This is a genomic window from Geobacter sp. AOG2 (assembly GCF_019972295.1).
Lineage (GTDB): Bacteria > Desulfobacterota > Desulfuromonadia > Geobacterales > Pseudopelobacteraceae > Oryzomonas.
Genome location: NZ_BLJA01000001.1, coordinates 2,914,894 through 2,939,088, shown reverse-complemented (window position 1 = coordinate 2,939,088; position 24,195 = coordinate 2,914,894). Strand labels below are relative to the sequence as shown.

Annotated in this window: 21 protein-coding genes and 1 tRNA gene; 4 read left to right on the top strand and 18 right to left on the bottom strand. The window is 59.5% G+C overall.

Features of this window, described 5'->3' with window-relative positions:
- Window positions 1-25: 25 nt before the first annotated feature.
- Both LDN12_RS13475 and LDN12_RS13470 read right to left on the bottom strand, forming a co-directional pair.
- Window positions 26-1,564 carry an FAD-dependent oxidoreductase gene (locus tag LDN12_RS13475; protein WP_223923177.1) on the bottom strand — a complete coding sequence of 513 codons (1,539 nt, stop codon included), beginning with the start codon at window positions 1,562-1,564 and terminating at the stop codon, window positions 26-28.
- Window positions 1,565-1,671: 107 nt separating this feature from the next.
- A complete protein-coding gene (locus tag LDN12_RS13470) occupies window positions 1,672-2,019 on the bottom strand; it encodes a cytochrome c3 family protein (RefSeq protein ID WP_223923176.1) in 348 nt (115 codons plus the stop codon).
- Between the two features lie 238 nt (window positions 2,020-2,257).
- Here LDN12_RS13470 and LDN12_RS13465 point away from each other — a divergent pair, with 238 nt between their 5' ends.
- Window positions 2,258-3,883, top strand: coding sequence for a sigma-54-dependent Fis family transcriptional regulator (locus LDN12_RS13465; protein ID WP_223923175.1), 1,626 nt, complete (start codon window positions 2,258-2,260; stop codon window positions 3,881-3,883).
- Window positions 3,884-4,083: 200 nt separating this feature from the next.
- On the opposite strand, the gene LDN12_RS13460 is transcribed toward LDN12_RS13465, so the two are convergent.
- From LDN12_RS13460 to radA, 4 genes are all read right to left on the bottom strand, one after another.
- Window positions 4,084-4,159 (bottom strand) — tRNA-Ala (locus tag LDN12_RS13460).
- A gap of 14 nt (window positions 4,160-4,173) precedes the next feature.
- Window positions 4,174-5,547, bottom strand: a complete 1,374-nt coding sequence (locus LDN12_RS13455) for a GAF domain-containing sensor histidine kinase (protein WP_223923174.1) — start codon at window positions 5,545-5,547, stop codon at window positions 4,174-4,176.
- A 41-nt stretch (window positions 5,548-5,588) separates the two neighbouring features.
- Window positions 5,589-5,945: an RNA polymerase-binding protein DksA gene (gene dksA / locus LDN12_RS13450; RefSeq protein ID WP_223923173.1), complete on the bottom strand. Its 357-nt coding sequence runs from the start codon at window positions 5,943-5,945 to the stop codon at window positions 5,589-5,591.
- Between the two features lie 90 nt (window positions 5,946-6,035).
- Window positions 6,036-7,385, bottom strand: coding sequence for a DNA repair protein RadA (radA, locus tag LDN12_RS13445; RefSeq protein WP_223923172.1), 1,350 nt, complete (start codon window positions 7,383-7,385; stop codon window positions 6,036-6,038).
- A 121-nt stretch (window positions 7,386-7,506) separates the two neighbouring features.
- On the opposite strand from radA, the gene LDN12_RS13440 reads away from it, so the two are divergent.
- Both LDN12_RS13440 and LDN12_RS13435 read left to right on the top strand, forming a co-directional pair.
- On the top strand, window positions 7,507-9,096 hold the full coding sequence (locus LDN12_RS13440) for a HEAT repeat domain-containing protein (protein WP_223923171.1): 1,590 nt from the start codon (window positions 7,507-7,509) through the stop codon (window positions 9,094-9,096).
- Between the two features lie 2 nt (window positions 9,097-9,098).
- Window positions 9,099-10,493, top strand: a complete 1,395-nt coding sequence (locus LDN12_RS13435) for an HD-GYP domain-containing protein (protein WP_223923170.1) — start codon at window positions 9,099-9,101, stop codon at window positions 10,491-10,493.
- Between the two features lie 21 nt (window positions 10,494-10,514).
- Here the strand turns inward: LDN12_RS13435 and LDN12_RS13430 are convergent, their stop codons facing one another.
- Window positions 10,515-11,129, bottom strand: coding sequence for a HEAT repeat domain-containing protein (locus LDN12_RS13430; protein ID WP_223923169.1), 615 nt, complete (start codon window positions 11,127-11,129; stop codon window positions 10,515-10,517).
- Between the two features lie 270 nt (window positions 11,130-11,399).
- Here LDN12_RS13430 and LDN12_RS18005 point away from each other — a divergent pair, with 270 nt between their 5' ends.
- Window positions 11,400-12,593 (top strand): FprA family A-type flavoprotein, encoded by a 1,194-nt coding sequence (locus tag LDN12_RS18005; RefSeq protein ID WP_223923168.1) that lies wholly within the window; start codon window positions 11,400-11,402, stop codon window positions 12,591-12,593.
- Between the two features lie 131 nt (window positions 12,594-12,724).
- Here LDN12_RS18005 and LDN12_RS13420 read toward each other — a convergent pair whose 3' ends face one another.
- The 11 genes from LDN12_RS13420 to folK form a co-directional block, all read right to left on the bottom strand.
- Window positions 12,725-13,990, bottom strand: a complete 1,266-nt coding sequence (locus tag LDN12_RS13420) for a glycosyltransferase family 2 protein (RefSeq protein ID WP_223923167.1) — start codon at window positions 13,988-13,990, stop codon at window positions 12,725-12,727.
- A gap of 11 nt (window positions 13,991-14,001) precedes the next feature.
- A complete protein-coding gene (locus LDN12_RS13415) occupies window positions 14,002-14,610 on the bottom strand; it encodes a UbiX family flavin prenyltransferase (protein WP_223923166.1) in 609 nt (202 codons plus the stop codon).
- Window positions 14,607-15,485, bottom strand: a complete 879-nt coding sequence (locus tag LDN12_RS13410; RefSeq protein WP_223923165.1) for a 4-hydroxybenzoate octaprenyltransferase — start codon at window positions 15,483-15,485, stop codon at window positions 14,607-14,609. Before LDN12_RS13410 ends, LDN12_RS13415 begins: the two co-directional genes overlap by 4 nt.
- Before the next feature lie 163 nt (window positions 15,486-15,648).
- Entirely contained in the window at window positions 15,649-17,046 is a 1,398-nt protein-coding gene (locus tag LDN12_RS13405) for a UbiD family decarboxylase (RefSeq protein WP_223923164.1), read from the bottom strand.
- A 79-nt stretch (window positions 17,047-17,125) separates the two neighbouring features.
- The gene (locus LDN12_RS13400) at window positions 17,126-18,184 is read right to left on the bottom strand and encodes a bifunctional oligoribonuclease/PAP phosphatase NrnA (protein ID WP_223923163.1); all 1,059 of its coding nucleotides are present in this window, start codon (window positions 18,182-18,184) and stop codon (window positions 17,126-17,128) included.
- 205 nt (window positions 18,185-18,389) lie between these two features.
- The gene (locus tag LDN12_RS13395) at window positions 18,390-19,559 is read right to left on the bottom strand and encodes a hypothetical protein (RefSeq protein ID WP_223923162.1); all 1,170 of its coding nucleotides are present in this window, start codon (window positions 19,557-19,559) and stop codon (window positions 18,390-18,392) included.
- A gap of 141 nt (window positions 19,560-19,700) precedes the next feature.
- Window positions 19,701-20,981: an FAD/NAD(P)-binding protein gene (locus LDN12_RS13390; RefSeq protein ID WP_223923161.1), complete on the bottom strand. Its 1,281-nt coding sequence runs from the start codon at window positions 20,979-20,981 to the stop codon at window positions 19,701-19,703.
- 18 nt (window positions 20,982-20,999) lie between these two features.
- Window positions 21,000-22,520: a glycogen synthase gene (locus LDN12_RS13385; protein ID WP_223923160.1), complete on the bottom strand. Its 1,521-nt coding sequence runs from the start codon at window positions 22,518-22,520 to the stop codon at window positions 21,000-21,002.
- 180 nt (window positions 22,521-22,700) lie between these two features.
- Window positions 22,701-23,345: a fructose-6-phosphate aldolase gene (gene fsa, locus LDN12_RS13380; RefSeq protein ID WP_223923159.1), complete on the bottom strand. Its 645-nt coding sequence runs from the start codon at window positions 23,343-23,345 to the stop codon at window positions 22,701-22,703.
- 12 nt (window positions 23,346-23,357) lie between these two features.
- Window positions 23,358-23,615, bottom strand: a complete 258-nt coding sequence (locus LDN12_RS13375; protein ID WP_308464319.1) for a transcriptional regulator — start codon at window positions 23,613-23,615, stop codon at window positions 23,358-23,360.
- Window positions 23,616-23,630: 15 nt separating this feature from the next.
- Window positions 23,631-24,119, bottom strand: coding sequence for a 2-amino-4-hydroxy-6-hydroxymethyldihydropteridine diphosphokinase (folK, locus tag LDN12_RS13370; RefSeq protein ID WP_223924068.1), 489 nt, complete (start codon window positions 24,117-24,119; stop codon window positions 23,631-23,633).
- Window positions 24,120-24,195 lie beyond the last annotated feature (76 nt).

Genomic DNA, 24,195 nt, shown 5'->3' with positions numbered 1-24,195 from the left:
AGGAGGGGAAGGGGAGCAGGAGGGACTATTTCGTGATACCCGCGTATTTCAGAGCATTTTCAGCAGCAATACGACCGGAGTTGACGGCATAGCCGGCGGTCCCGCCGCCCAGAAGCAGATCGTAGCTGTCGCCGTACATACCGCCGGAATCGGTGCCGACGGCATACAGACCAGGAATGGGAGCTCCCTTGGTGTTGACGGCTTCGGCTTCGGCCGTTACCTTGACGCCGCCCAAAGTGCCCAGGTGGCGAGGCAACAGCTTGGTTGCATAGAACGGTGGAGTTGCGATCGGACGGAGGAATTTTGCCTGTTTATTGAATTCGGAGTCTTCACGGGTTGCGGCAGCCTTGTTCATTTTCTCCACGCTGGCTTTCAGGACAGCCGCATCCATACCGAGCTGCTTGGCAAGGTCTTCGAGAGTGTCGGCCTTGAAGACGTTGCCCCGTTTGCGGGCCAGTTCCTTGTTGAACGCATCTTCCCATTTGGTAAGTTTGGTCCCTTGGAGAACCCATTCCCCCAGAGGCATTTCAATACCCTTTTCAACGGCAAACTTCCTGGTGGCGTCATCGTAGATGGAGTATGCCGTGCCGCCGACCCTGGTCAGGGCATTGCCGGCATAGGGCCAGTACTCGATGCTGGATTCGTCGGTGTAGCGTTCGCCGCGAGGAGTCACCCAGAAGTAAGGCTGAACGGCCAGGGCGATCATCTGGTCAGCCGGATGGAAGCCGGCCAGGCCGGGGCGGTACGCCTGGACGGTGGACATGCCCTCGAGGGCAGCGCCGGCCGCCTCCGCCATTCTAATGCCGTCGCCGTCTTTGCCTATCTGACCGACGGGGATGACATCAGGGTAATCCTTCACATATTTCCTCATCATCTCCTTGTTGTTGGCAAATCCGCCGGTGGCGATCACAACCGCCTTGGCGTTGATCCTGATCTTTTCCCCGGACTTGTCCTTGGCAAAAACGCCAACAACCTTGCCGTTCTCGGTGATCAGCCCCGTACCGGGGGTTTCGAGGAGAATCTTGCCGCCATGGTCGAGGACGTATTTGTTGAAAACGTTGATCATCCTCTGGCAGTGGAAATCACGCGGGTCTTTTACCAGATCCGGGCCGGGAGCAATGACATGCCAGGTAAGAGGTCCACCAAAACCGCCGACGCCCACATACTCGATCTTGACGCCCAGGTTATCGAGCCAGTCGATGGTTTCGGCCGACTTGTCCACAAACGCCTTGGCCAACGCACCGTTGGCCTTCCAGTGGCTGTAATTCATGATGAGCTTGAAGGCGAAGGATTTGGACACGTCGATACCGATACGTTTCTGGATCTTGCTCTCTGCCGCGAAGACGCCTTCGCAGAAGCTGCCGGTGCCGCCGACCTTGGGCTGCTTCTCAAGGACAATGACCTTGGCTCCGCCCTGTAGCGCCTCAACGGCGGCCGCCAGTCCGGATGTTCCGGCACCGACAATGGCAACATCGGTATCCATGGTTTTTTCCGCCAGAGCCGGTACTGCCATAGCTGTTACCAGCGCCAGCGCCAAGCCAATCTTTCCGAAAAACCTCTTCATTGCTTCCTCCTCGTGTAGTGTGGTATACCCATTGTTAGGGCATCCTAATGCCATACTTGGGTCTCTACTGTGGTAAACACGACAAAAACAGCGAGTGATCTCGATGGCTACTTGACCTTGAAATCAAACTCGCTATGACACTCCAGACAAATAACCTCGCTCGGTTTATGTATGCCGTGGCACTTGGTGCAAGCGAGTTGCCCCAAATGAGAGTCGTGAGGATTAACCGGCAGGGATTTGGTCAGGGCGGCAACCTTGCTGTAATCGCCGTGGCACTCCATGCAGGCATCCGGCGTCGCAGCCGTAACCGGCTTATCCGTCTTGTGACAATCGGCGCATTTCAATCCTTCCTTGGCATGCTTTCCGGACAGCTCCTGTGCGTATGCACCAGCCGACATGAGCATTCCGTTCACTATGAGAACGGTGGCGTAAGTCCCGAACTTCAATTTGTTCATCTTCAACACCTCCTTTGTTTCAAATGATTTTGTATGTGTTCCGGTGGTTGTCGGATTGGGTCCACGAAATTTTTTCTCTGGAACTCGTTGTCTGATTGTCGGACAAGGGAGAGCATCAGCCGTGCCACTCGTAACAAACGCGTAACATATTGATTACACTTGATTAGCAATTGTTTATCTCGACGGACTTATTTAATTTTGATATAAGCTGTTTTATTATGAAACAATTGGAGGGGCGATGAAGGTCGATGATTTGGACTTGCGGGAGTTACTTTCGTTCAATCCCAAAGGCGGCTCGATTCAGTTCATGGATGAGAGGGCTCTCCTGTTCGATGCCGCCGCCTTGGGACTGCTGCGCAAAGAGCTCATCGACAACCTTGGCATGTTCGCCGCCCGCAGCATTCTCACCCGTTTTGGCTATGCCCACGGCTGGCGGACCGCTGAGAATATGCGATCCAAAATGCCGGAGATCTGGAAAGAGGCGAAAGGAAAAGCGGGGCCCAAATTCCATTCGTTAACCGGCTTGGTCAAAGTCAGAAACTCCAAGCGAACCAAGGGAGAAGGCGACGAACCACTAATAGACTCGATATGGGATGAAAGCTTCGAAGCAGAGCAACACCTGCTGCATATTGGACTGGAGAAGGAACCGGTTTGCTGGACGCTGGTAGGCTATGCCAGTGGATTTGTCTCCTGCATTGAAGGCCGGGAAGTGTACTTCATTGAAGACAAGTGTCGCGGGAAAGGGGATGCCACCTGCCATGTGGTGGCGCATTTCAAGGAAAAATGGGGGACGGAGATCGGACCCCACCTTACCTACTACCAAATGGAGTCCTCATCGGCAATATTGAAGGAACTCAGCGACAAGCTCCATTGTATCGAAAACCGACTAAAGAAACGGAAAGAGCAACTTGCGTTCCTCGAGGACAATGAAGATGCCGACCAACCCATCACGGCGCGGAGCGCGGCGATGCGGAGTATCGTCGATATTGCCCGGCGTATCGCCGCTGTTGACTCAACGGTGCTCATAAGTGGAGATAGCGGCGTCGGCAAGGAGCGAATTGCCCGCTTCATCCATGACCAATCCGCACGGGAGTGCCTGCCATTTGTTGCCGTGAACTGCGGCGCACTCACCGAAACATTGCTGGAGAGCGAACTATTCGGGCACGCCAAAGGAGCCTTTACCGGCGCGGATAAGGACCGGCAGGGCCTTTTCGAGGCGGCTACCGGCGGGACGCTGTTCCTGGACGAAATTGGCGAGGTGTCGCCGGGCATGCAGGTAAAGCTGCTGCGGGTCTTGCAGGAGCGCGAGATACGGCGCGTGGGTGAGAACAAGTCCCGCCCTATCGACGTCCGGGTGGTCGCCGCAACGAACCGGAATCTGGCGAATGAGATTAACGCAGGCCGCTTCCGCCAAGACCTTTATTATCGCCTGCGGGTGATTGAACTGCGGGTCCCTCCACTACGTGAACGCCATGAGGATATTCTGCCCTTGGCGCGTTTTTTTCTCACCAAGATAGCCAAAAATCTGAGGCGTTCCATAACGGGTTTCACACCAAGCGCCGCTGACCGGCTGCTCCGTTACGACTGGCCGGGCAATGTTCGGGAACTTCAGAATTCCGTAGAATATGCCGTTGCACTGTGCCAGGGCAGCCAGATTGATGTTGACGATTTCCCCTGCGAGTTGCGGGTCGTGCCCCTGACGCCTGTGGTGTCGGGCTGCATGCGCTCCCTGAGTGAGATAGAGCAGGACTATATTCTGGGAGTTCTTCATGCCATGGATGGCAAAATATATCCTGCGGCGGCCGTGCTGAAGATCAGCGTGGCGACACTCTATCGCAAGCTCAGAGAATACGGGGTTCAGTGAGCCACAGGGAGCGAGTCGCGGGCTGGAACAATAGCATCATTACCCTTTTACAAGAAATGCGCAGCCTTCCCCAAAAATAGCCACAAACATCCCCTCAGATAAACCGTCCATTCCCGCTTACCGGATGGATCTTCTGGCAAACCTATGAGGCAGCTACAAAAACAGGCATTTGCAATATAATGCAAATGCCTGTTTTTATCTGGTGGAGCTGATCGGGATCGAACCGACGGCCTATGCGTTGCGAACGCATCGCTCTCCCAACTGAGCTACAGCCCCAGATCATATGAATTCTACGGTGTTTCCGCCTGCTGCAAGATCACGGTAAACACGGCTCCGCTACCTTCGTTTCTCGCCTCGATGCTACCACCGTGATTCTGCAGGATACGGTTGACGATTGCAAGCCCCAAGCCGGTGCCGTGAGGCTTGGTGGTGAAGAAGGGGGTGAAGATCCTCGGCAGCATGTCGGCTGGTATGCCCCCGCCCGAGTCCCGTATGCTAACCAATATGCATTTTTTGTCAAGGGATACTTTTCTAAGCGAAACATGAAGCGAGCCACCGTCAGACATCGCTTCACAGGCGTTCAACATGATGTTAAGAAAAACCTGCTTAAGCTGGTACGCATCCCCCAGGGTCGGCCAGGGGCCGTCTTCAAACGATCTGGCAAGGGTGACGCCATGGTCCTCGAGAGTCGTGGCGCAGCTTGCAAAACAATCCTCCAGGATATCGCCCACGTCGCAATTGCTGTAGCAGATGGTCGGCTTGCGAGAAAAACCCAGGATATCGGCCAGCATCCGCTCCAATCGGCCGATCTCCTTCACGATGGTGTCGGCGTACTGGTGTTCCCGGGAATCGCTGGCGAGCCCTTTGACCAGCCGTCCGGCAAAACCGCCGATGGTTACGAGTGGATTTTTGAGTTCATGGGCCAGGTTCGCCGCCATCTCGCCTATGGCCGCCAGTCGTTCGCCATGGACAAGGCGTTCCCTGGCATCACGCAGGTTGGAGTGGGCCTCTTCGATGCGGTTGTAGAGCATGGAGTTTTCAACCGCCATGCCGGCCTGATTGGCGATGAGTTGAAGAAAATGCAGGTCGTCGCGGCCGATCAGCTTGTTTGAAACCGGATTATCCACGACAATGATCCCCAAAGCCTTGTCCCGGGCGACGAGGGGGGCGACGGCAAAAGCCGTGATGCCAAGGCGCTGGATGAAATCGCAGGACTCACAGACTTGGCAACCGTCTTCGCCCAGGGCATAGAGGCGGTGCTCGCGGACGACACGCCGCATGATGGTGCAATCCGCACCGGCCTCGATGCGGGTCGAGCGGACGTGTTTCGAAAAGGCGGACTCCCGCTGGTGGACAATCGCGTCATCATCCATATCCCAGCGACTGCTGAGGGCGTCGTCGCCCCCCACCACCTTCAACCCCTCGGCGGTATCCCGCGTGATGCCGAGCATGCCCTGCAGCATACCCGATTTTTCGTTGCGCAGGAACAGCATGGCTCGTTCAAAGATCCCGGTAGTGCGGGAGGTGAGGGCAGTGAGAATGAGATGGGTGAGCTTGTTGAGACGAATGGTGGACAACATGGTATTACTGAACTGATAGAGGATCGTCAGTTCATCCAGTTGTTTTCGAGGGACGGTCTGTTGGGGAGGGGTGCGGACTTCCATGTCGTACACCTGCCGCAGGGTATGCGGGGGTTGCCGGATGCCTATTTACGGCGTTCTTTCTCTTCTTCTTCCATTTTGCAGTTGATGCAGAGCGTCGTCACCGGCCGCGCCTTGAGGCGCGCTTCACTGATTTCCTCGCCGCACTCCTCACATATGCCGAATTCACCGGCATCGATGCGTTCCAGGGCGTCCTTGATCTTGTTGATCAACCTGCGTTCCCGGTCACGGATGCGCAGTTCGAAATTACGGTCCGATTCCTGGGTGGCGCGGTCGGTGGGATCGGGGAAGTTGGATGCATCGGAGGTCATTTCCGTAACAGTCTTGTCTGCCTCGCCGAGCAGAGACTTCATCTCTTCGATCAGAACATTTCTGAAATATTCAATCTTTTCCGCTTCCATGGCCTGCTCCTGGATTCATATAAATGTACAGATTTTATAGGTTACCGCACGGCAAGTCCAGAAAAAAATGGCCGCAGGCCCGACCGGCCGCTATTCCAGGACATGGTTCATGGCCTCCTCAACCGAAGAAACCCCTACCAGCCTGATCTTCCCTTTCTTGAGCCTTTTCAGGTTGCCTGCCGGCAGGATGGCTGTCCGGAAGCCGAGCTTCTCCGCCTCGGCTATACGCTGCTCCGGCTGGGTCACGGCCCGCACCTCGCCGGCCAGCCCCACCTCCCCCAGGACAACGCTCTGGGGGGCGATTACCTTGTCCAGGTGGCTGGAAGCCACCGCCATGATCATGGCCAGGTCGGCTGCCGGCTCGTTGAGGCGCACCCCTCCGGCGGCATTCAGGAAAATGTCCTGCCCGCCCAGATGCAGCCCAACCTTTTTTTCCAATACTGCAACCAAAAGCGCCAGGCGGTTGTGGTCAACCCCAATGGTCGTGCGACGGGGGACGCCGTAGGATGACTGGCTCACCAGCGCCTGAAGCTCAACCAAGAGCGGCCGGCTTCCCTCCAGGGAGGTGGTGACCACGGAACCGGCGACACCGAGAGGCCGTTCGGCAAGAAAGAGCTCCGAAGGGTTATCCACGCAGCACAATCCCTCCTGTTTCATCTCGAACACGCCGATCTCGTTGGTGGAGCCGAAACGGTTCTTGACTGCCCGCAGGATACGGAAAGGGTGGCTACCGTCCCCCTCAAAGTACAACACCGTATCCACCATGTGTTCGAGCACCCGCGGCCCGGCAATGGCGCCGTCCTTGGTGACATGCCCCACAATGAAGGCCGGGATATTATTTCCCTTGGCCAAAAGCATCAGTTTGCCGGCCGACTCCCTGACCTGGCTGACGCTGCCGGGGGCGGATTCCAGGGAAGAGGTCCAGACCGTCTGGATGGAGTCCACCACCAGCGCTTGTGGTTTGAGAGCTATGGCATGGGCTATGATGGCCTCCAGCGAGTTTTCCGCCAGAACCAGGAGTCCCTTGTGAGAGACCCCCAACCGCTCTCCCCGCAGGCGGGTCTGAGAGGCGGACTCCTCGCCGGACACGTACAGCACCGGACCGCCGCCGGCCGCCAGGTTGTGCATGGCCTGGAGCAGCAGGGTTGACTTGCCGATGCCGGGGTCTCCCCCGATCAGCACCAGGGAGCCGGGGACGATACCGCCCCCCAGCACCCGGTCCAGTTCGACGATGCCGCAGCTTATGCGCGTTTCCGACTGGGCCGGCACATCGCAGATCGGCACCGGGCGGGAGGCCCCGCCCGCCGGCAAGCCGTGGGCCGGTTTGGCGACCGCCTCTTCGGCCATGCTGTTCCAGGCACCGCAATCGGGGCATTTCCCCAGCCACTTTGGCGACTGGCAGCCGCATTTCTGGCAAGTAAAAACAGTTTTATGTTTCACGGTTCAAACCTCGATGCTTTATGTGGCTGATGTGAAGACGTCTCGGATTCAGGTTTGACAAAATCCCGCCGTAATTCGTATAGTATTGCACATTACCCCGGCATTCCACAAGGAACCGCACATGCAAGTAACCAATCCATCCTCGCCTCCCACTGTCCTGGAGGCCTTGGGCAACGTCAGCCGGGCGTTGCGTGCATGGCAGTTCTATCCCAAAGGGCACCCCAGCCGCAAGAACAGCATCCTCCAAGCGCACCAGACCCTCCTGCGGGCGCTGGACGGCACCACTCTTTCCCTTTTGTGCGGACGTACCGGGTTCAGCCTGCCAAACGGCGAGACCTTCAAGGATAGCATGCGAATAGCCGCTTCCCTCTCCTTCGAGCTTTTTGCCCGACGCGCGCAGAAGATCACCTTTCTCGGCGACCTGTTCCAGGAAGACCTTCTGGATTTCATCAGGGTTATATCGCTTTCCCCCGACGCCGTCCAGCAGGCCGGTGGCCTGGAAAAGGTCATGCAGGAGCACGGCATCCGCACCATATGGGCCAACGAACTCGACCTTTCCACCATCCTGGACAAACGTCGCGAGGTTGAATCACGGGGGGTGACCCCACCGGGACTTGACGAAATCGAAGACGATGGCCTGGAATTCCTGGACACACAGGAGTCTTCCGTGCCCCCCCCCGAAAACATCGACCCGGAACAGGCGTTGCGCGGCCTCTTGAACCGCTTGAGCACAACTGCTGACGAAGATATCTACCCGATGCTCGCCCGCCAGGGCATTACCTGCTGCGAAGCCCTCATCGCCCGCCATGAGCCGGCCCCGGTGCTTCCCGTCGTGGAACTGTTCGCGCAGCATGCCTCCGACCCGAGCCGCGGCAACAAGATCATGGAGGTTGCGCGGGTCGGCCTCGAACAACTGGCAGCACGGGAGGAGTTTCTCGAATTTATCCTCGACAGCCTGAGCGCGCCCGACGGGGTTTCCCCCAAAGGTGCCCTGGCCGTGATGACCACCGGCGGCCAACCAGCCGTCGGCCGTGCCGTCGAAAAACTGGCCACGACCGAGAACCTGGCCGTGCGCAAAAAGCTGACCATGCTGCTGGCTCGCCTGGGTGAACCAGCCGTAGCCCCGATCCTGTCGATGCTGGACGACAATCGCTGGTATATGGTCAGAAACCTGGCCGCTATCCTTGGGGATATCGGTAGTCGAAAGGCGGTCCCCCAACTGGAAAAATGCCTGCGACATTCCGACACCAGGGTTGCCAAGGAAGCCATCCGCAGCCTTGCGAAGATCGGGGGGCAGCAGGCGGAGACCGCTGTCATCGCCGTACTGGACGGGACAGATTCCGCCTTGTGGCCCCAGGCGATCGCCTCGCTCGGCGGCATGAAGAGCCGCAAGGCCTTGGCCGTACTGTTGCAAATTGTTTGCGACAACGACAGGTTCCTGCAAAATCTCGCCCTGAAATGCGATGCCCTGACGGCGATCGCTATGATCGGCGGGCAACAGGCGACCCCCCGCCTGGTAAAACTCCTGGAAAGCAGGCACATTATCTCGCGCAGCCGCTGGACGCAGCTCAAGATTTCGATTGCCGCCTGCCTGGCCAAGCTGGACGACAGCCGCGCCCTTCCGGCCTTGAGAAGAAAAGCGCGGGGATCGGGTGAACTGGCCCGAGCCTGCACCGAAGCGCTCAACTCCATCGAACGGACAAAGGACTGACTATGGAGGAGGTCGATAAGCAGCTTGCCTTACGGATGATCACCCTCTTTTCGGGGGCGGTCAAGGGAATGGCCTTCTACCCCGAATCCCATCCCGCCATCCGCCAACCCCTGCTTGAGCTGGACAAACTCTTCGGTGCCGCCTTGGCCCGAAGCACCGACCTCACCTGGGGGGTCATCGATGGTGTCATGTTCTTCGGGAAACACCTCTTCATCGCCCCCACCACCGCCATTGCCGACCTGACCAACCGGATGATGGAGAAAGAAATCGACCGGATTGTCATAAAGAACGGACTTGCCTTCGACGAGTTGCAGGGGTTTGTGCGCCTTCTCTCCGGCAAATCAGCCGGATTCGACGACCTCTCTGCCCGGATGCACCAGAAGGGGATACACAACATCCTGGTGGTACGGCAGGAGGGTGCTCCCTTGCCGGAGCAGCCGGAAGAAAACGGCGACGAGAATGGGGACGGCTACGCCTTGGCTACCTACGGCCAAGCATTGGGAGCGATCCGCGGCATCTGTCTCGATATCGAACAAGGACGGATTCCCAGCAGTGCCGCGGTGATCGGCGTGGTGGACCGGTTGGCCGGCATCACCATGCGGGAGCCTTCCGCCCTCCTGGGTCTGGCCATGATCAAGGACTATGACCATTACACCTTCAACCACTGCGTCAACGTCGGGGTGCTGGCCATGTCCCTCGGTGCCTCCCTCGGCATGGACACCGAAGACGTCAAGGAGGTCGGTATAGCCGGGCAGTTGCACGACATCGGCAAAACCCTGATACCAAAGGAAATACTCAACAAACCCGGCAAGCTGTCCAGCGCAGAGTTCCATGAGATGAAACGCCATTCGGAGCTGGGCGCCAAGATCATCCAAGAGATGGATGGGATCTCCCCCCGAATCGCCCAAGCCGTTCTGGGGCACCATCTGCACTACAACCGCAGCGGCTATCCCGAATGGGCTCGCCGGTTCGACTACAACCGGACGGCCGACATCATTGCCATCGCCGACACCTACGATGCCATCACCACCCTGCGTGTCTACCAACACCCCGTCACCCCCCATGCCGCCCTGGCGGTACTGCAAAAATTGGGTGGAACCATCCTGGATGGCGGCCTGGTGGCTCGCTTCATGGAGATGATGGGCAAATACCCGGTGGGGACGCTGGTACGCCTGGACAACAACGAGGTGGCTCTGGTCCAGCGGCCCAACCCGCTGGATGAAGAGGCCCCGGTGGTCAGGATCGTGCTCGAACAGGACGGCGCCCGTCTCCCGCTACCCCGTGAACAGCGGCTGGTGGAGCGCGACGGTTCGAGCTACGCCAGAATTGTGGCGGTGGTTGACCCGCTCTTGAAAAATATCGACGTGGGGAGACTGATCAACCGGGGGCATTACTGAAGACGGGGAGGTAGCAGGCCGCTATTTTGCCTCAATTGTCGTCGGGAAGAAGGAAAATTCCAGCGGAAGCAGGCTGAGTGCCGTGGCAGCGGCCTGGCGGGTAGAGGCGTGGGGCGAGACCAGGAGCGCCGTTATGCGCGCCTCGGACGCAAGGTCCTTGAGCCGGGCCAGCGCCAGGGCGGCCTCAGCCTCAAGGACACCATCCGTCGCATCCAGAAACGGGCGCAACCGTTCATACAGAAGCGGCGAAGGAGGAAATCCGGCCATGGCCGCAATTGCCCGCGCCCGAATGGCCGCATCCTGATCGGCGAGCCGCTCCAGCAACACCGGCAGTGTGGACGTAACGGCCAATCGGCCCAACACTTCCACGGCTGCGGAACGAATGTCCGCCTCCGGCCGGCCGGCGCAGTAAACCAGCGGGGCAACCACCCTGTCTCCGCCGATCTCGCCCAAGGCATAGATGGCGGCAACCCGCGAGCCCATGTTCCCGGTTTTCAGGGCGTGCAGTATCTCGTCGACGCCGCTGGTCGCCTCCAGCCGCTCGATTGCCGTGGCAACGGCATCGCGCACGTCCGGGTCCGCATCCTTCAAGAGCAGCCGCAAGGCATCGATTCTCGTCCGAACAATCTCGCTCATGGCTGAATTTGTAGCAGATCGGGGCTCGGGACACAACCCCCTTCTTCCGATATATCTTGTCCAGACAGAAAGGGTTTGGTATAGTAGCGGACAAAAGTTGTCAAGAATAGCTGGCTATTGGAAAACGCCACGAGGCATACCGGATAGGTAGCCGAGGCTGCGAGTACCGCAGACGGCTCTCCGTAATAGTTTTTCAACAGCCTGATAGAGGATGTGCGACAGCGCCGTCGTGATTCACTGCAAGAAACGACGAAAAGGAGAACTATCACCATGCTGGGAACTGTTGAAATCAAGCCGGGACTCTACTGGATCGGGTCGGAAGACCCGGACCTGCGCACCTTTGACGACCTCTTCCCCACCGAACACGGCACCACCTACAACTCCTACCTCCTCAAGGGGAGCGAGAAAATTGCCATCATCGATACGGTCAAGGCCAAGCGGGTCGATGAGTTCATGGACAAGGTCAAATCCCTGGTCGATCCGAAGAATATCGACTACATCATCGTCAATCACGCCGAACCCGACCACTCAGGGTCGCTCTCCTACCTGCTGGAGCACTGTCCCCAGGCTACGGTGGTATCGACCACCGCCGCCAAGACCTTTCTCACCAACCTGATGCACAAACCGTTCACCTCCCAGGTGGTGAAGGACGGCGACACCATCGACCTGGGAGGCCGTCAGCTGCGCTTTATCATGGCCCCCTTCCTGCACTGGCCCGACACCATGTTTACCCGCCTGGAGACAGAAAACATTCTCTTCACCTGCGACGCCTTCGGCGCCCACTACTGCAGTCCGGGCCACATCTTCAACGACGAGTTGGAGGACATCACCTCGGCGCGCCAGTTTTACTTCGACTGCATCATCCGCCCCTTCAAGGACAAGGTGCTGTCTGCGGTGGAAAAAATCCGCCACGATGTGATCGACATGATCTGCCCGAGCCACGGCCCGATCATCAGGAAAGATCCCTGGAAGGCCATCGAGCAGTTCGAGAGCTGGAGCAAACCGACGACCCTGGTGAAAAAGATCTTCATCCTCTACCTGTCGCCCCACGGCAACACGGAAAAAATGGCCGCTGCAGTCGCCGACGGAGCCAGGGCCGACGGGGTGGAGGTCATCAGCTATCATATCGTCCACCTGAGCGCCGACGAGGTGCGCAACCTGTTGGAAGAGGCCGAAGCGCTGATATTCGGCATCCCCACCATCAACCGCGACATCCCCAAGCCCATGTGGGACGTGTTGGCCTACCTCAGCACCGTCAAGCTCAAGACCGGCCTGGCAGCGGTATTCGGCAGCTATGGCTGGAGCGGCGAAGCCTGCAAGATGGCCGAAGACAGGCTGAAGGGGATCGGTTTCAAGCTGGTGAGCGAATCGGTCCGCACCCCCTTCACCCCCAAGGAAGAGGTCCTGGAGCAGTGCCGGGCCTTGGGCAGGGCCGTGGCCGAGGCGGTACAGGCAAAGGGCTGATACAAGATCATTTGCAACATGGTAAGGTAAAAGGGCGCATTGTCACATGGCAATGCGCCCTTTGTGTAACTTTTGGCTCGCAACAAACTTTAGGGTCATCCATAGTTTACCCTTTGAGCCTGAAAACAAACTCAAACCCCCTGAAGCTCTCTCAGCCGTTCCAACATCCTCCCCACATCGGTGGGGCCGCCACTGCCCCTGCGCTCCAACAACGGCCCTACGGCCTGCTCCGGGGGGACTCGGGGCCAGGCGTTGTCGCTCAAGTGATGCAGCAGGCGCATGGTGCGGAAAGCATCAAACCAGCCGTGAAAGGCGGCCATCAAGCGGCTCTCATCAGGGTTGTGCCGCAGCAGGTTGTCCCAGGCCGTACTGAAACCGGCTTGTTCCAAAAACCCGGCCAGATGGGGCGAAATCCCGCCCGCCCCGCGTATCAGGCCCGCACCATCCGTGCCGCCATGCCCCCTCACGCACTGTAACCACTCCCCCAGGATATCAAATAGTATCGGCTGGTAAAAAAGCAGCCGTTCTCCTCCAAACGCCAACATATCGCCCACGGCGCGGCCGGTGCCGAAGGGGACCCGGTGGGACGGCCGCGGCGAAGGATGGACGATGGTGCCCGTGAGAGGCGCGACCCCGGAGACCTTGTGCACCTGTTGGAGGAAGTAGAAGTCCTCGCCGGCCAGTCGCCGGTTCATGCCGCCGCTAACGGCGTAGGCCGATGCCCGGCAGGCCATGGCGCTCCCCACAGTGTGAAAGGCATAGGGCGAACCGGCCAGTTCCAGCCCCAGCACATAGACCCGTAGAAACAGCTCGTAGCGGTCGATGGCCGCCTGCCCGGCCGGATCGTCGGCCGGACGATGGCGATAGGGGATGCTCGCGCCCCCTTCTGCCGTGCAGGCGAAATGCCCCTCTATGGCCGCCAGGTAGTCGGGCTGGACCAAGGTATCGGCGTCGAGGCAGACCAGAAGCGGATCGCCCCCGGCAAAATCCAGGTACCCGAGGGCCAGGTCCAGACCGATCTTGCGCGCCAGGCCCACCCCCTGCTTCGGCGGCAGTTCGCGCCCCTTTGAGGCGGCATCCACCCAGTGCAGATTCTCAAGCCCGTATTCCCGCTTCCAGACAGGCAGCGACTCCAGGCACACACGGTTATCGGCCTGTTCCACGGGAGAGGCGTCGCCTCGCTGATTGACCACCACCAGGACCATGAAACGGGAAAGCAATTCAGGCGGGTTGGCGGCAAGGGAGCGGAGTGTCAACGGAAGGTTGCGGCTCTCGGCCAAGCAGGGGATGACTACGGCGCCCCGAAATGGCCCGCCGGGCCGGCCTTCGACGTGCCATGGGACGGTGACGGCGCGTTTGCGCAGGTAGGCGGCGACGGGTAAAGACGGGTGTGGCACGGTACGGGGCGTCAGCGGTCGCCCCAGCGCTTGAAGAGGTCATTGGGAACACCCAGTTGGTCCAAAACCTTGCCAACCACAAAGTTCACCAGGTCGTCCATGGTGGCCGGCTGGTGGTAGAAGGCCGGCATGGCCGGGATGATGCGGACGCCGGCGCGGGAAAGCTTCAGCATGTTTTCCAGATGGATCTCCGAGAGTGGCGTCTCCCGGGGGACCAGCAGCAAGGGACGGCGTTCCTTGAGCATCACGTCCGCCGCCCGCTCGATCAGGTTGCCGGAGGTGCCGTGGGCGATGCGCGCCACGGTGCCCATGCTGCACGGTGCCACGACCATTGCCGCCGGCGCGGCGGAACCGCTGGCGGCGCAGGCCAGCAGGTCGTCGGCCGCCACGACCTCCACCCCCAGTTTCACGCCGAGATGGGCGCAAAGCCGTGCGGTGGCGGTGGGGGGATCGCCCTCCAGGTCCAGGCCGGTCTCCTCGCGACAAACCAGTTGCCCGCTCTCGCTGACCGCCACGGTGAGCAGAAACCCCCGCGTGACGAGTTCTTCCATCAGGCGTATGCCGTAGATCGCTCCCGAGGCCCCGGTCAGGGCGACGAATATCCTTTTTTGTGTGGTCATGGCCACCTCACCAGCAGATCGGCCGCCGTGAATGCCAGGATGGCGATGCTGATATAACCGTTCATGTTGAAAAAGGCCGCATCCAATTTATCCAGATTACCGTTCCTGAGCAGCAGGTGTTCGTACAACAGCATGGCGGTGGCCACCAGAATGCCGACCAGGAACAGTACTCCCAGGTGCATGGTGACGAACAGCCAGAAAAGCAGCCCCAGCATCACCAGATGGAACAGGCGCGCCGCCCGGAGTGACCCCTTGACCCCCAGGGCGACAGGGATGGAATGGAGCCCGGCGGCCCGGTCGAATTCCAGGTCCTGAAGTGCGTAGAGGATGTCGAAGCCGGCTACCCAGAAGAGCACGATGCCCCCCAGGATCAGGGCGGGGGTATCGATGCTGCCCCTAATGGCGACCCAGGCCCCCATGGGGGCCGCTGCCAGGCAGAGCCCCAACACCACGTGAGCCAGGGCGGTAAAGCGCTTGCAAAAGGAATAGAGCACCAGGAAAAAGATGGCTATAGGGGCAAGTTTCAGGCAGAGCGGGTTGAGCATCGTGGCGGCAAAGAGCAGAAGTAGCGTAGCGGCGACTATGAAGACCAGGGTCGCACCTTTGCCGATCAGCCCGGCCGGGATGGCGCGGTTGGCGGTGCGGGGATTTCGGGCGTCGATCTCGGCGTCGATCAGGCGGTTCAACCCCATGGCCGCCGTTCGCGCGCCGGCCATGGCCAGGACGATCCAGAGGACCTGGCGGCCGCTGGGGAGGCCGTTTGCCGCCAGAAGCGCTCCGGTCAGGGCAAAGGGAAGCGCAAAGACGGTGTGGGAGAACTTGATCATCTCCAGGAATACGGTGATCTTACGTATGAGACTTGTTTCCGTTGCCATGGCTATCATTCCGGTAAACCTTTCAAAAAAATCCGCCATAAATATCAATCTGCCACAGAGACACAGAGACACGGAGAACTGCACGGAGAAAGGCAAAGACAGAATCAATCCAAGGATCTAAGATTTAGATCTTCCTCTGTGTCTCCGTGGCAGATTTGAGTTTCTAAAACCCGTATTCCCGCCAACGCCGCGCCACCTGCTCCTCAACTGCCTCGTCCGTGACGACCGGCTGGCGGGGAAGGCGGCTGCCGGTGGCATCCAACGCCAGCCGCGTGCCGCTCTCGTCCCGGATCAGGTCGTGGCCGGCGTCCACCAGGTTGATACCGCGCCAGGCCGCCCGGGAAAGGTCTGCCGCCCCGGTTGCCGCATCCACGAAGACCAGCAGCCGGGCGGCTCCGAACCAGGGGGTCCGCCAGAGCGACCCGGCAATCTCCCTTACCACGCCGGGGTGCGGGTTTTCAAGGGAAATGATGGCGCTCTGGTGGAAGACCCACTCCAAGGGGAAACAGATATCGGCGACAGCGGGCGACAGCCGGCGTACAAAGGCCAGCAGCAGCCGCTCCCAAGCCTTGGCCATCCAGCAGTCCTCCATGGGGGGAGGTCCCACCAGCGTTGCCGGGATAACGGGCTCCGGCCGAAGGCTGATGGCGGTCACCCGCACCAGGGCGGCGGACCCAGGGGGCGCATAGAAGCCGGTATGGTTGCCGAAGGGGCCCTCCATGACCGTCTCACGCGGATCGGCATAGCCCTCGATCACCGCCTCGCAACCGGCAGGAACCCGCAATGGGAGGCTCCCACAGGCGGCCAGCGCCAACGGGACACTCCGCAGGAACCCGGCAAAGGTCATCTCGTCCAGGTCGCCCGGCAACGGCAGCAGGGCACTGAAGAGCGCCGCCGGGGGGCCGCCCAGGCAGATCGCCACCGGCATCGGCTCACTGCGGCGACGGTAGTGCTCGAAATGCCGCGCCGCGCCGCTGGCCGGATGCCAGCGCACGGCCAGCTCACGCGGCCCGCGTACCTGGCAACGGTACATGCCGCAGTTGGGGCTGGTACCATCCGGGGCGGCGGTGAACACCTGGGGCAGGGTGATATAGCGCGGATGCCCCTCCCCTGCGCCGTCGCCCGGCCAGCTCTGGAGAAACGGGAACCGGCACAGGTCGGGTGTTGCCATCGTCACAAGGTCGGCATCCTGTCCGGCAACGGGTGCGAAACGGGAAAACTGCGGCTGGCTGGCGATCTGGAGGTCGAGACGGGCAACACCCAGCTCCGGCACCGGGGCGAGTAGTGCCGCCATGCGCTCCGTCAACAGGTCGAGGCGGTCCACCCCCAACGCCAGGCAAACCCGCCGCAGGGAACCGAACAGGTTGGTGGCCACGGGGAAGCTGCTCCCCTTCGGGCGCAGGAAAAGAAGTGCCCGGCCACCGTCCGGCTGCTTGCAGACCCGGTCGGTAATGGCGGCTATCTCCAGAACGGGGTCCGCCTCCACCCGAATGCGGCTGAGTTCGCCCCGTTCTTCCAGAAGAGCGAGGAACTGGCGGAGATTATGAATCGGTGCGGTCATTTTCACTGCTCCGGCGTGACGGCAGGATACGGTTCATGGAGAGTATGGCAGGCGTGGGAAACGGGGCAGGCAGATTCGCCTATCGTGGCTTGATCAGCCGGGCCGGGGTTACATCCCCCATGGACAGTTCGCGTAACAGCCCCTTCGTCAGAAACGCTTCGGCCTCCTCCAGCGCGGCGGGGGTGAACGGCACATGGTCCAGTTTGCCCCCTGCCATCGTGCCGTGCCCGCCGGCCATTCCCTTTCCCGCCACCAGGCTCCTGATCGTCTCCCCGGCGTTGAGGAGGCTGCTCGTCGTGCGAAGGGAGAGTATCACCTCGTCATTATAATGCCCCATGCTCAGCACGGTCTCGACCCCCTCCAGCCTGATCAGGTAGTCGGCGACCTCCGCCACCATTTCGGGAAAGCAGATGGCCATCAGGTTCACCACCAACAGCTTCCCGTATATCATCGTGTTTTCAAGGCCGTTGTGGATCGCCAGGAAGTACTCCACCGGCAGTTTGGGATGGGTTATCTCATACAAGATCAGTTTGTTCGCCACCGGGAAGAGGCGTAGGTATGCGTCCCGGTCGGGCCGATTCGCCTCACGGCCCAGGTCCTGGGTCTCGGATTTGATCGCATAGAACAGGGCCGTGGCCAGTTTCGTGCCGATGGTGATATTTTGCGCCACCAGATACTCGTAAAGAATGGTGGCGGTAACGCCGTAATCATCGCGGATATCCACCCAACGACATGCCATGCTCGCTTCTCGCGGGGGATGATGATCGATGACGATATCCACCCGGCAACCCGGGGGAAGGGAGTTGTTGCCCGTGCCCGGTTGGGTGTCGAGCATGCAGACCGCGCTGACCTCATCCAGATCGACCATGTCCAAGGGGATGAGGGTAATCTCCAACTCCTTTGCCATGGCGATGTTTTCGCTGCGCCCGATCATGCCGGAAAAGGTGATGACCGCATCCTTGCTCAACTTCATGGCCAGCAGGTGACGGAGTGCCATGGCCGAAGCCAGGCAATCGGGATCCGGGTTGTCGTGGATGACGATGATGGTCTTTCCCTTGCCCCGCAACCATTCCAGCATCTCGTCGGAATGTTCCTTCGAGCGCCGGAGGCTTTCCGGGATGCAGATGTCAGTCGTCATGGCGGTTCCCTTCCCACGCTGTGTCACCGAGGATTATCTGTCCAATCATATCAAACCTGCGGCAAAACGCCATATCCCTGTGCCACCGAGGGGAGAAGCCCCGTCCGGTGGAGGGGCGATGGGGCGCCTCGTGGCGGGTAGCATGAAGCTTACCATGGGGCTTTCAGTAATCCGGAGCGGATAAGGATAATCCGGCAGAGTTCCCCTACATGGATTCCGCGCCGTCCTGAGCCGGGCCATCCGGGACACAGGAATCGTCGTCTGGGGCCTCCTCATCCGGTTCTGAAGCGCTCTTATCCTTTGCCTTGGCTGCCGTTATGGCGGCCAGCACCTCTTTGAAATCAACGGTCCGGCCGGTCTCGGGGGTTATGGAGAAGCGTGGCGCATTGTAGTTGTCAAACGAGCTGACATTCTCAACACCAAACTGATAGTTCCCTTCTTTATCAGCAATGCTGAGCCGGGTCGCCAGATAACCGACATGGCCCGATTGCGCTATACCCACATCGTTTGTCATCGTCAGGGTGAATTTATCGGCAAATCCGTCCAGCACCTGTTTGCCGGTAAGCGTGAGGAGTACGTCATACTCTTTCTTGCTGATCACCCCTCCCTGAAACAGGGCCTGCGCCATGCTATCCATCATGTCCGCAACAACGGTGACGGAATCGTCATGGCCCAAATTCATCTGAATACGTCGTTCCACCCCCGTTTTCCTGTCCTGCTCGGTAAGCGGCTGGTCGGCAAAACAGGAATCATTCAGTTTGGCAACGGCCTTCAGGATTCCGTCCTTAAAGACGTTGTTAAATACATCTATATTCTTTGCCATATTCTCCGGGTTGAAGCGATCGTCTCCAATCCATTTTGAAAGATCCGGGGTACGTGCCGCACCATCCTTCAGCAACTCGTTCATATCTATCTTTATCAACTTCCCCCTGGTTTCAGGACCCTGGGGAGAGACCACATCGAGGATGGTAGTTAAAAACGATGTGCCGACATAGAGCGTCTGGGTGTTGTAATCAACCAACAGCGGCAATTTGATTGAGACCTCCACATTATCCTTGTTGTAATGCAGATCGTACAGCGCCTCCGATCTTTTGCCCTTCATATCGACCGCGCCGTCCATGTTCACGGAAAGTCCCCGAACGATATCAAGGCCCGGCTCCAAATACTTTAAACCCTTGGCCTTTGAGGCGGCGTCCGCATCCTGTTTCGGCAGGGACAGATTTGTGACCCTGCTTTTCGAGCTATAGGTAAAACCGGTTGCGTCAAAACTCTTTTTAACGGCTTGGTTAAGTTCTTCATGGGGGGATAAACTCCCGGCACAGCCGCCAATGCAGATCACCATCGTACCGATAACCGCCACAATCATCTGCTTCATGGTCTTTCGCTCCTTGTTTCCGGCAGTATCAGATAACACGACATGCGCCATAACTCCGGACATACCTCTATTCAATTCATGCGTAATTCACAAGAGCTCCCGGCAAACTGCTCACCATGGGCCTCCGGCAATCATGTTACTCTACCCTCTCGTCTTCACGATCCCCTCGGCAGCCCTGATCCCGCTGGCCCAGGCGCCGGTTATGCCGCGGGAGGTGCCGGCGCCGTCACCAACCATGTAGAGATGCGGGCTAACCCGGAAATGGGGATCGATGAAGGAGGGCTTGTTGGCGTACATCTTGATCTCGGGGTAGTACATGATGGTGCTGGGGTGCAGGACCCCGGGGACAATGGTATCGAGTTTCTTCAGGGCCGCCCAGATGTGACGCATGATCTTGGCCGGGACCGCCAGCCCCAGGTCGCCGGCGGTTACCGGGCAGGTGGGGCGGAAGGAGTAGAGGTCGTCGTTGAAGGTCTCGGCCGAGGAGCGCTTCCCCATCCTGAAATCCCCAACCCGCTGCATGAGCGGCCGGCCGCCGCCGATCTCATGGGCCAGCCGACCGAGAAAAAGAGCCATCTGCTGGCCGCTGCGGACCGGGTCCTTCAGCCCGATGGTTTTCAAGAGCGCGAAATTGACCAGGTCGTTACCGTTCTTCCGTTCCGACAGGGCATGGCCGTTGACGAGGCTGAAGTCCTCGTAGCGCTCCAGCACTACCCGGGCGTGCCCCGAGTTGGTGCAGAAGGTCCGCACCCGTTCGGGGAAGTAGAACTTGGGGTCGTAATAGTCCCTGACGATGGGATAGTTGTCCAGCCGGGTCTCGACGCGGATACCCACATCCACGATGTTGTCGATGTAGGGGATGGCGTGTTGCTCCATGATGCGTTGCAGGAAACCGAAACCCTTTCTGCCCGGCGCCATGATCACCATGCCAGCCCGGAGATGCTCCGTTCCGCCGACGGTTATGTCAACCCCATCGTCCGCCTCCCGCACATCGGTCACCTCGCGTTGCAGCTGGATGCGGACCCCGCGGTCGGCAAGCTCGGCCATCAGACGCTGGATGAGAAAGGTGCTTTGGTCGGTGCCCACATGGGCCTGGCGTATGTCGTAGAGGGTAACCCCGATCCGTTCGGCGCGCCTGCGATAGGTTTCCAGGTTTTTCTGTCCCTTGAAGGCCGGCTTGAGCCTCTCCTCCACAAGCGGCAGCAACCGTTCGGCATCTTCCCTGGTCCAGTACTCTTCGGCAAAACCGATGGGGTAGGAGTAGTTCTGCTTACAGTCGTTCAAAAGACCGCCGGAGCAGACCGTTTCCTTGTCGATCATCAGGATGGAGAGGGAGGGGAGTTTGTCGGTGAGGTGGAATGCGGCCCCGAGGGCCGCCGGGCCGGTACCGACGATGATGATGTCATAGTGATCGGATGCCATGGATGGACCTCCGGGACGTCACTCGCCGAAGCGGTTGCGGAAGTATTCCTCGCCGCGACGACGGCGGACGGCCAGGTGGTAGAGTTTGTCGTACTTGAGCGCCGCGGCGTCCCAGGTGAAACGCTTCTTCATGCCGTTCTTCCTGAGGGCCGCCAGCCCTTTGGGGTTGTTGTAGAAGGTCCAGGCCGCCCAGCCGATGGTATCGAACAGCGCGGCGGCGGTATGGTGATGGAACTTGAAGCCGTCGCCGGTCAGGGCCTGCTCGTCGAAGTTCTCCACACTGTCCTCCAGGCCGCCGGTGGCGCGAACGATGGGCGGCGTGCCGTAGGCCAGGGAATACATCTGGTTCAGGCCGCACGGTTCAAACGACGAGGGCATGACGAAGAAATCGGCGCCAGCCTCCACCTTGTGAGCCAGTTCTTCGCTGTAGCCGATGTGGCAGGCGAATTTGTCGGGATGGGCTGCAGCCATGTCGCCGAAGAAGAAGTGCGCCCAGGGCTCGCCGTTGCCGACCATGACGAATTGCACGTCCATGCCCAGAATGCGGTGCATGGCCTCGGCGATCAGGTCGGTCCCCTTCTGCTTGACCATGCGGGAAACCACGCCGAAGAGCGGTACGTCGTCCCGCTGGGGCAGCCCCATCCTCTGCTGCAGGTCACGCTTGCAGGCGGCCTTCCCCTTCTTGACCGTCCGGGCCGTGTAGGTCGCGGCAATGCAGTGATCCGTGGCCGGGTCCCACTCCTCGTAATCCACTCCGTTCAGGATGCCGTACAGGTCGGCCGCCCGATCCCGCACCACGCCCTCCAGCCCCCATCCGTATTCCGCAGTCCGGATTTCCCGGGCATACCCTTCGCTGACCGTGGAAAGCAGGGTGGCGTGGTAGATGCCCCCCTTGAGCAGGTTGACCTGGTCGTCCTTTTCCAGCTCCAGGTAGTTAAAGTGCTTCCAGCCGACGCCGAGCACCTCCATCAGGCCGGGATAGAAATTGCCTTGGTGCTGCATGTTGTGAATGGAGAGGAGCGAGGCGGAACTGCCCACGTAACGGTCGTGCAGGTAGGAGGTGTTGAGCAACAGGGGAATGGCGCCGGTGTGCCAGTCGTGGGCATGGATCACATCCGGCGACCAATCGAGCATCTTGCACAGTTCCAGGGATGCCTTGGAGAGGAAGACGAAACGGTTGTCGTTGTCCAGATACCCTTGGCCGTCCTGCTGGTAGAGTCCGGGACGACCGTAGAACTGCTCGTGTTCCAGAAAATAGATCGGGACGTCGCTCCCCGGCAACCTGCCCTCGTAGACGCCGCAGTACATGCGGCCGATGATACCCATCGGCACCACCAGCATGCCCGGCAGCAGCTTGAGGCCATACTTTTCCCGGTTGACGGCATAATAGCGCGGGATGACCACGCGGACATCATGCCCCATGCGGGCCAGGTATTTGGGCAGGGCGCCGACCACATCCCCCAGCCCCCCCTCTTTGGCAAAAGGTGCGGCCTCGGAGGAGGAAAAAAGGATGGAGAGCTTGTCGGAAGAAGGCTTCACAGTTGCTCCGGAAAAATCGGGCCGCGATGGGCCTCATCTGTCAGGCGGTTAAAAACCCGGGTTGTTCAAAAATAGTCAGATCGTCGCACCCGCAGAAGGTCCTGAGGAGGCGTAGCAGCGCTACGCCGCACGAAAGGGCCTTCGAGGATGGCGGCGAGATGGCTGTTTTTCAACAACCTCCTACTTGGGCACGCTTTCCCAGTCGGCCAGAAATTTCTTGATGCCGGCATCGGTCAGGGGATGCTTGGCAAGCTGCATGATGACCGAGTAGGGGATCGTGGCGATGTCAGCACCGATCAGGGCGGAATTGAGGACATGGATCGGGTTGCGCACGCTGGCTACGATAATCTCGGCCATATAGCCGTAGTTGTCGAAGATGGTGCGAATCTCTTCGATGATCCCCATGCCGTCCTGGGAGATGTCGTCCAGCCGGCCCACAAAGGGCGAGACGTAAGCGGCGCCGGCCTTGGCGGCCAAGAGCGCCTGCATGGGGGTGAAGATCAGGGTCACGTTGACCTTGACCCCTTTTTCCGACAGGGCCTTGGTGGCCTTGAGCCCTTCCGGAGTCATGGGCACCTTGATCACGATGTTCTTGTGGATCTTGATCAGTTCCTTGGCCTCCTTGATCATGCCGGGAGCGTCCAGGGAGATGACCTCGGCCGAGATCGGGCCATCCACAATGGAGACGATCTCCTTGATGACCTCTTTGAACTTGCGCCCGGATTTGGCGATCAGGGAAGGATTGGTGGTAACGCCGTCCACGAGTCCCAGATCATGGGCTTCGCGGATTTCCTTTACGTCAGCGGTGTCGATAAAAAACTTCATGTGTTCCTCCGTTTACGATGGTTTATGGTCAAGCTGTTCGCGAAATTTTTCCAGGCAGTCCATGGAGCAGAAATAGTGGCGTTCACCCTCGAGCCGGCCCACCACGGCATCTTCCTCGGAAACATAGATGCCGCAAACCGGGTCGCGATAGGTCGCTGCGGCCTCCCGTTGTTCCGATGCCTTGATTTCCGGCTTTTTCCCGCTTGCCAGGGCCACGACGACGCGGTAGCCGATGTAGATCAGAAGTCCCCAGATCAATAGCTTGATCACGTGTATTCTCTCCGGTTATAGTTTTACGACACTCTCATCGGACCGCAGCGTCTCCAGCAGGTTCGCAACCGTCCGTCCCAGAACCGGATGCAGCAGGCCGGGGGCCAGATCGTTGAGCGGCTGCAATACGAAGCGCCGCTCCGCCATGCGCGGGTGCGGGACGACCAGCCCCTCCTCCTCCACAATCATTGATCCGTAGAGCAAAAGGTCGAGATCCATGGGCCGCGGCCCCCACTGAACGGTCCGTATCCGGCCAAAGACCTTACTTTCAATACGCAGCAGTCGTTCCAACAGTTCGCGGGGGGAAAGTTCGGTAGCAAGCCTGAGAACACCATTGTAGAAAGAAGGCTGGTCAATGACCCCGACAGGGGACGTTTCGTAGAACGCAGACACACCCGTCACCCGACAACCGGGCAGCTTGCCGATCTCGGCCACCGCCCGCAACAGGTTGAGTTCCCGGTCTCCCCTGTTTGAACCAAGGGCGATATAGGCATCTGTCTCCACATAATGATTAAAGCATAACCGGCCGACGGCGTCAACCGCGCCGATAGAGACACAGAAACAACAGCAAAATGGCGGC

Excerpts from the sequence above, each read along its gene's own strand:
- LDN12_RS13475 (WP_223923177.1), bottom strand. The coding sequence starts at position 1,564 with ATGAAGAGGTTTTTCGGAAAGATTGGCTTGGCGCTGGCGCTGGTAACA.
- LDN12_RS13470 (WP_223923176.1), bottom strand. The coding sequence starts at position 2,019 with ATGAACAAATTGAAGTTCGGGACTTACGCCACCGTTCTCATAGTGAAC.
- LDN12_RS13465 (WP_223923175.1), top strand. The coding sequence starts at position 2,258 with ATGAAGGTCGATGATTTGGACTTGCGGGAGTTACTTTCGTTCAATCCC.
- LDN12_RS13455 (WP_223923174.1), bottom strand. The coding sequence starts at position 5,547 with ATGGAAGTCCGCACCCCTCCCCAACAGACCGTCCCTCGAAAACAACTG.
- dksA (WP_223923173.1), bottom strand. The coding sequence starts at position 5,945 with ATGGAAGCGGAAAAGATTGAATATTTCAGAAATGTTCTGATCGAAGAG.
- LDN12_RS13440 (WP_223923171.1), top strand. The coding sequence starts at position 7,507 with ATGCAAGTAACCAATCCATCCTCGCCTCCCACTGTCCTGGAGGCCTTG.
- LDN12_RS13435 (WP_223923170.1), top strand. The coding sequence starts at position 9,099 with ATGGAGGAGGTCGATAAGCAGCTTGCCTTACGGATGATCACCCTCTTT.
- LDN12_RS13430 (WP_223923169.1), bottom strand. The coding sequence starts at position 11,129 with ATGAGCGAGATTGTTCGGACGAGAATCGATGCCTTGCGGCTGCTCTTG.
- LDN12_RS18005 (WP_223923168.1), top strand. The coding sequence starts at position 11,400 with ATGCTGGGAACTGTTGAAATCAAGCCGGGACTCTACTGGATCGGGTCG.
- LDN12_RS13415 (WP_223923166.1), bottom strand. The coding sequence starts at position 14,610 with ATGACCACACAAAAAAGGATATTCGTCGCCCTGACCGGGGCCTCGGGA.
- LDN12_RS13410 (WP_223923165.1), bottom strand. The coding sequence starts at position 15,485 with ATGGCAACGGAAACAAGTCTCATACGTAAGATCACCGTATTCCTGGAG.
- LDN12_RS13405 (WP_223923164.1), bottom strand. The coding sequence starts at position 17,046 with ATGACCGCACCGATTCATAATCTCCGCCAGTTCCTCGCTCTTCTGGAA.
- LDN12_RS13400 (WP_223923163.1), bottom strand. The coding sequence starts at position 18,184 with ATGACGACTGACATCTGCATCCCGGAAAGCCTCCGGCGCTCGAAGGAA.
- LDN12_RS13395 (WP_223923162.1), bottom strand. The coding sequence starts at position 19,559 with ATGAAGCAGATGATTGTGGCGGTTATCGGTACGATGGTGATCTGCATT.
- LDN12_RS13390 (WP_223923161.1), bottom strand. The coding sequence starts at position 20,981 with ATGGCATCCGATCACTATGACATCATCATCGTCGGTACCGGCCCGGCG.
- fsa (WP_223923159.1), bottom strand. The coding sequence starts at position 23,345 with ATGAAGTTTTTTATCGACACCGCTGACGTAAAGGAAATCCGCGAAGCC.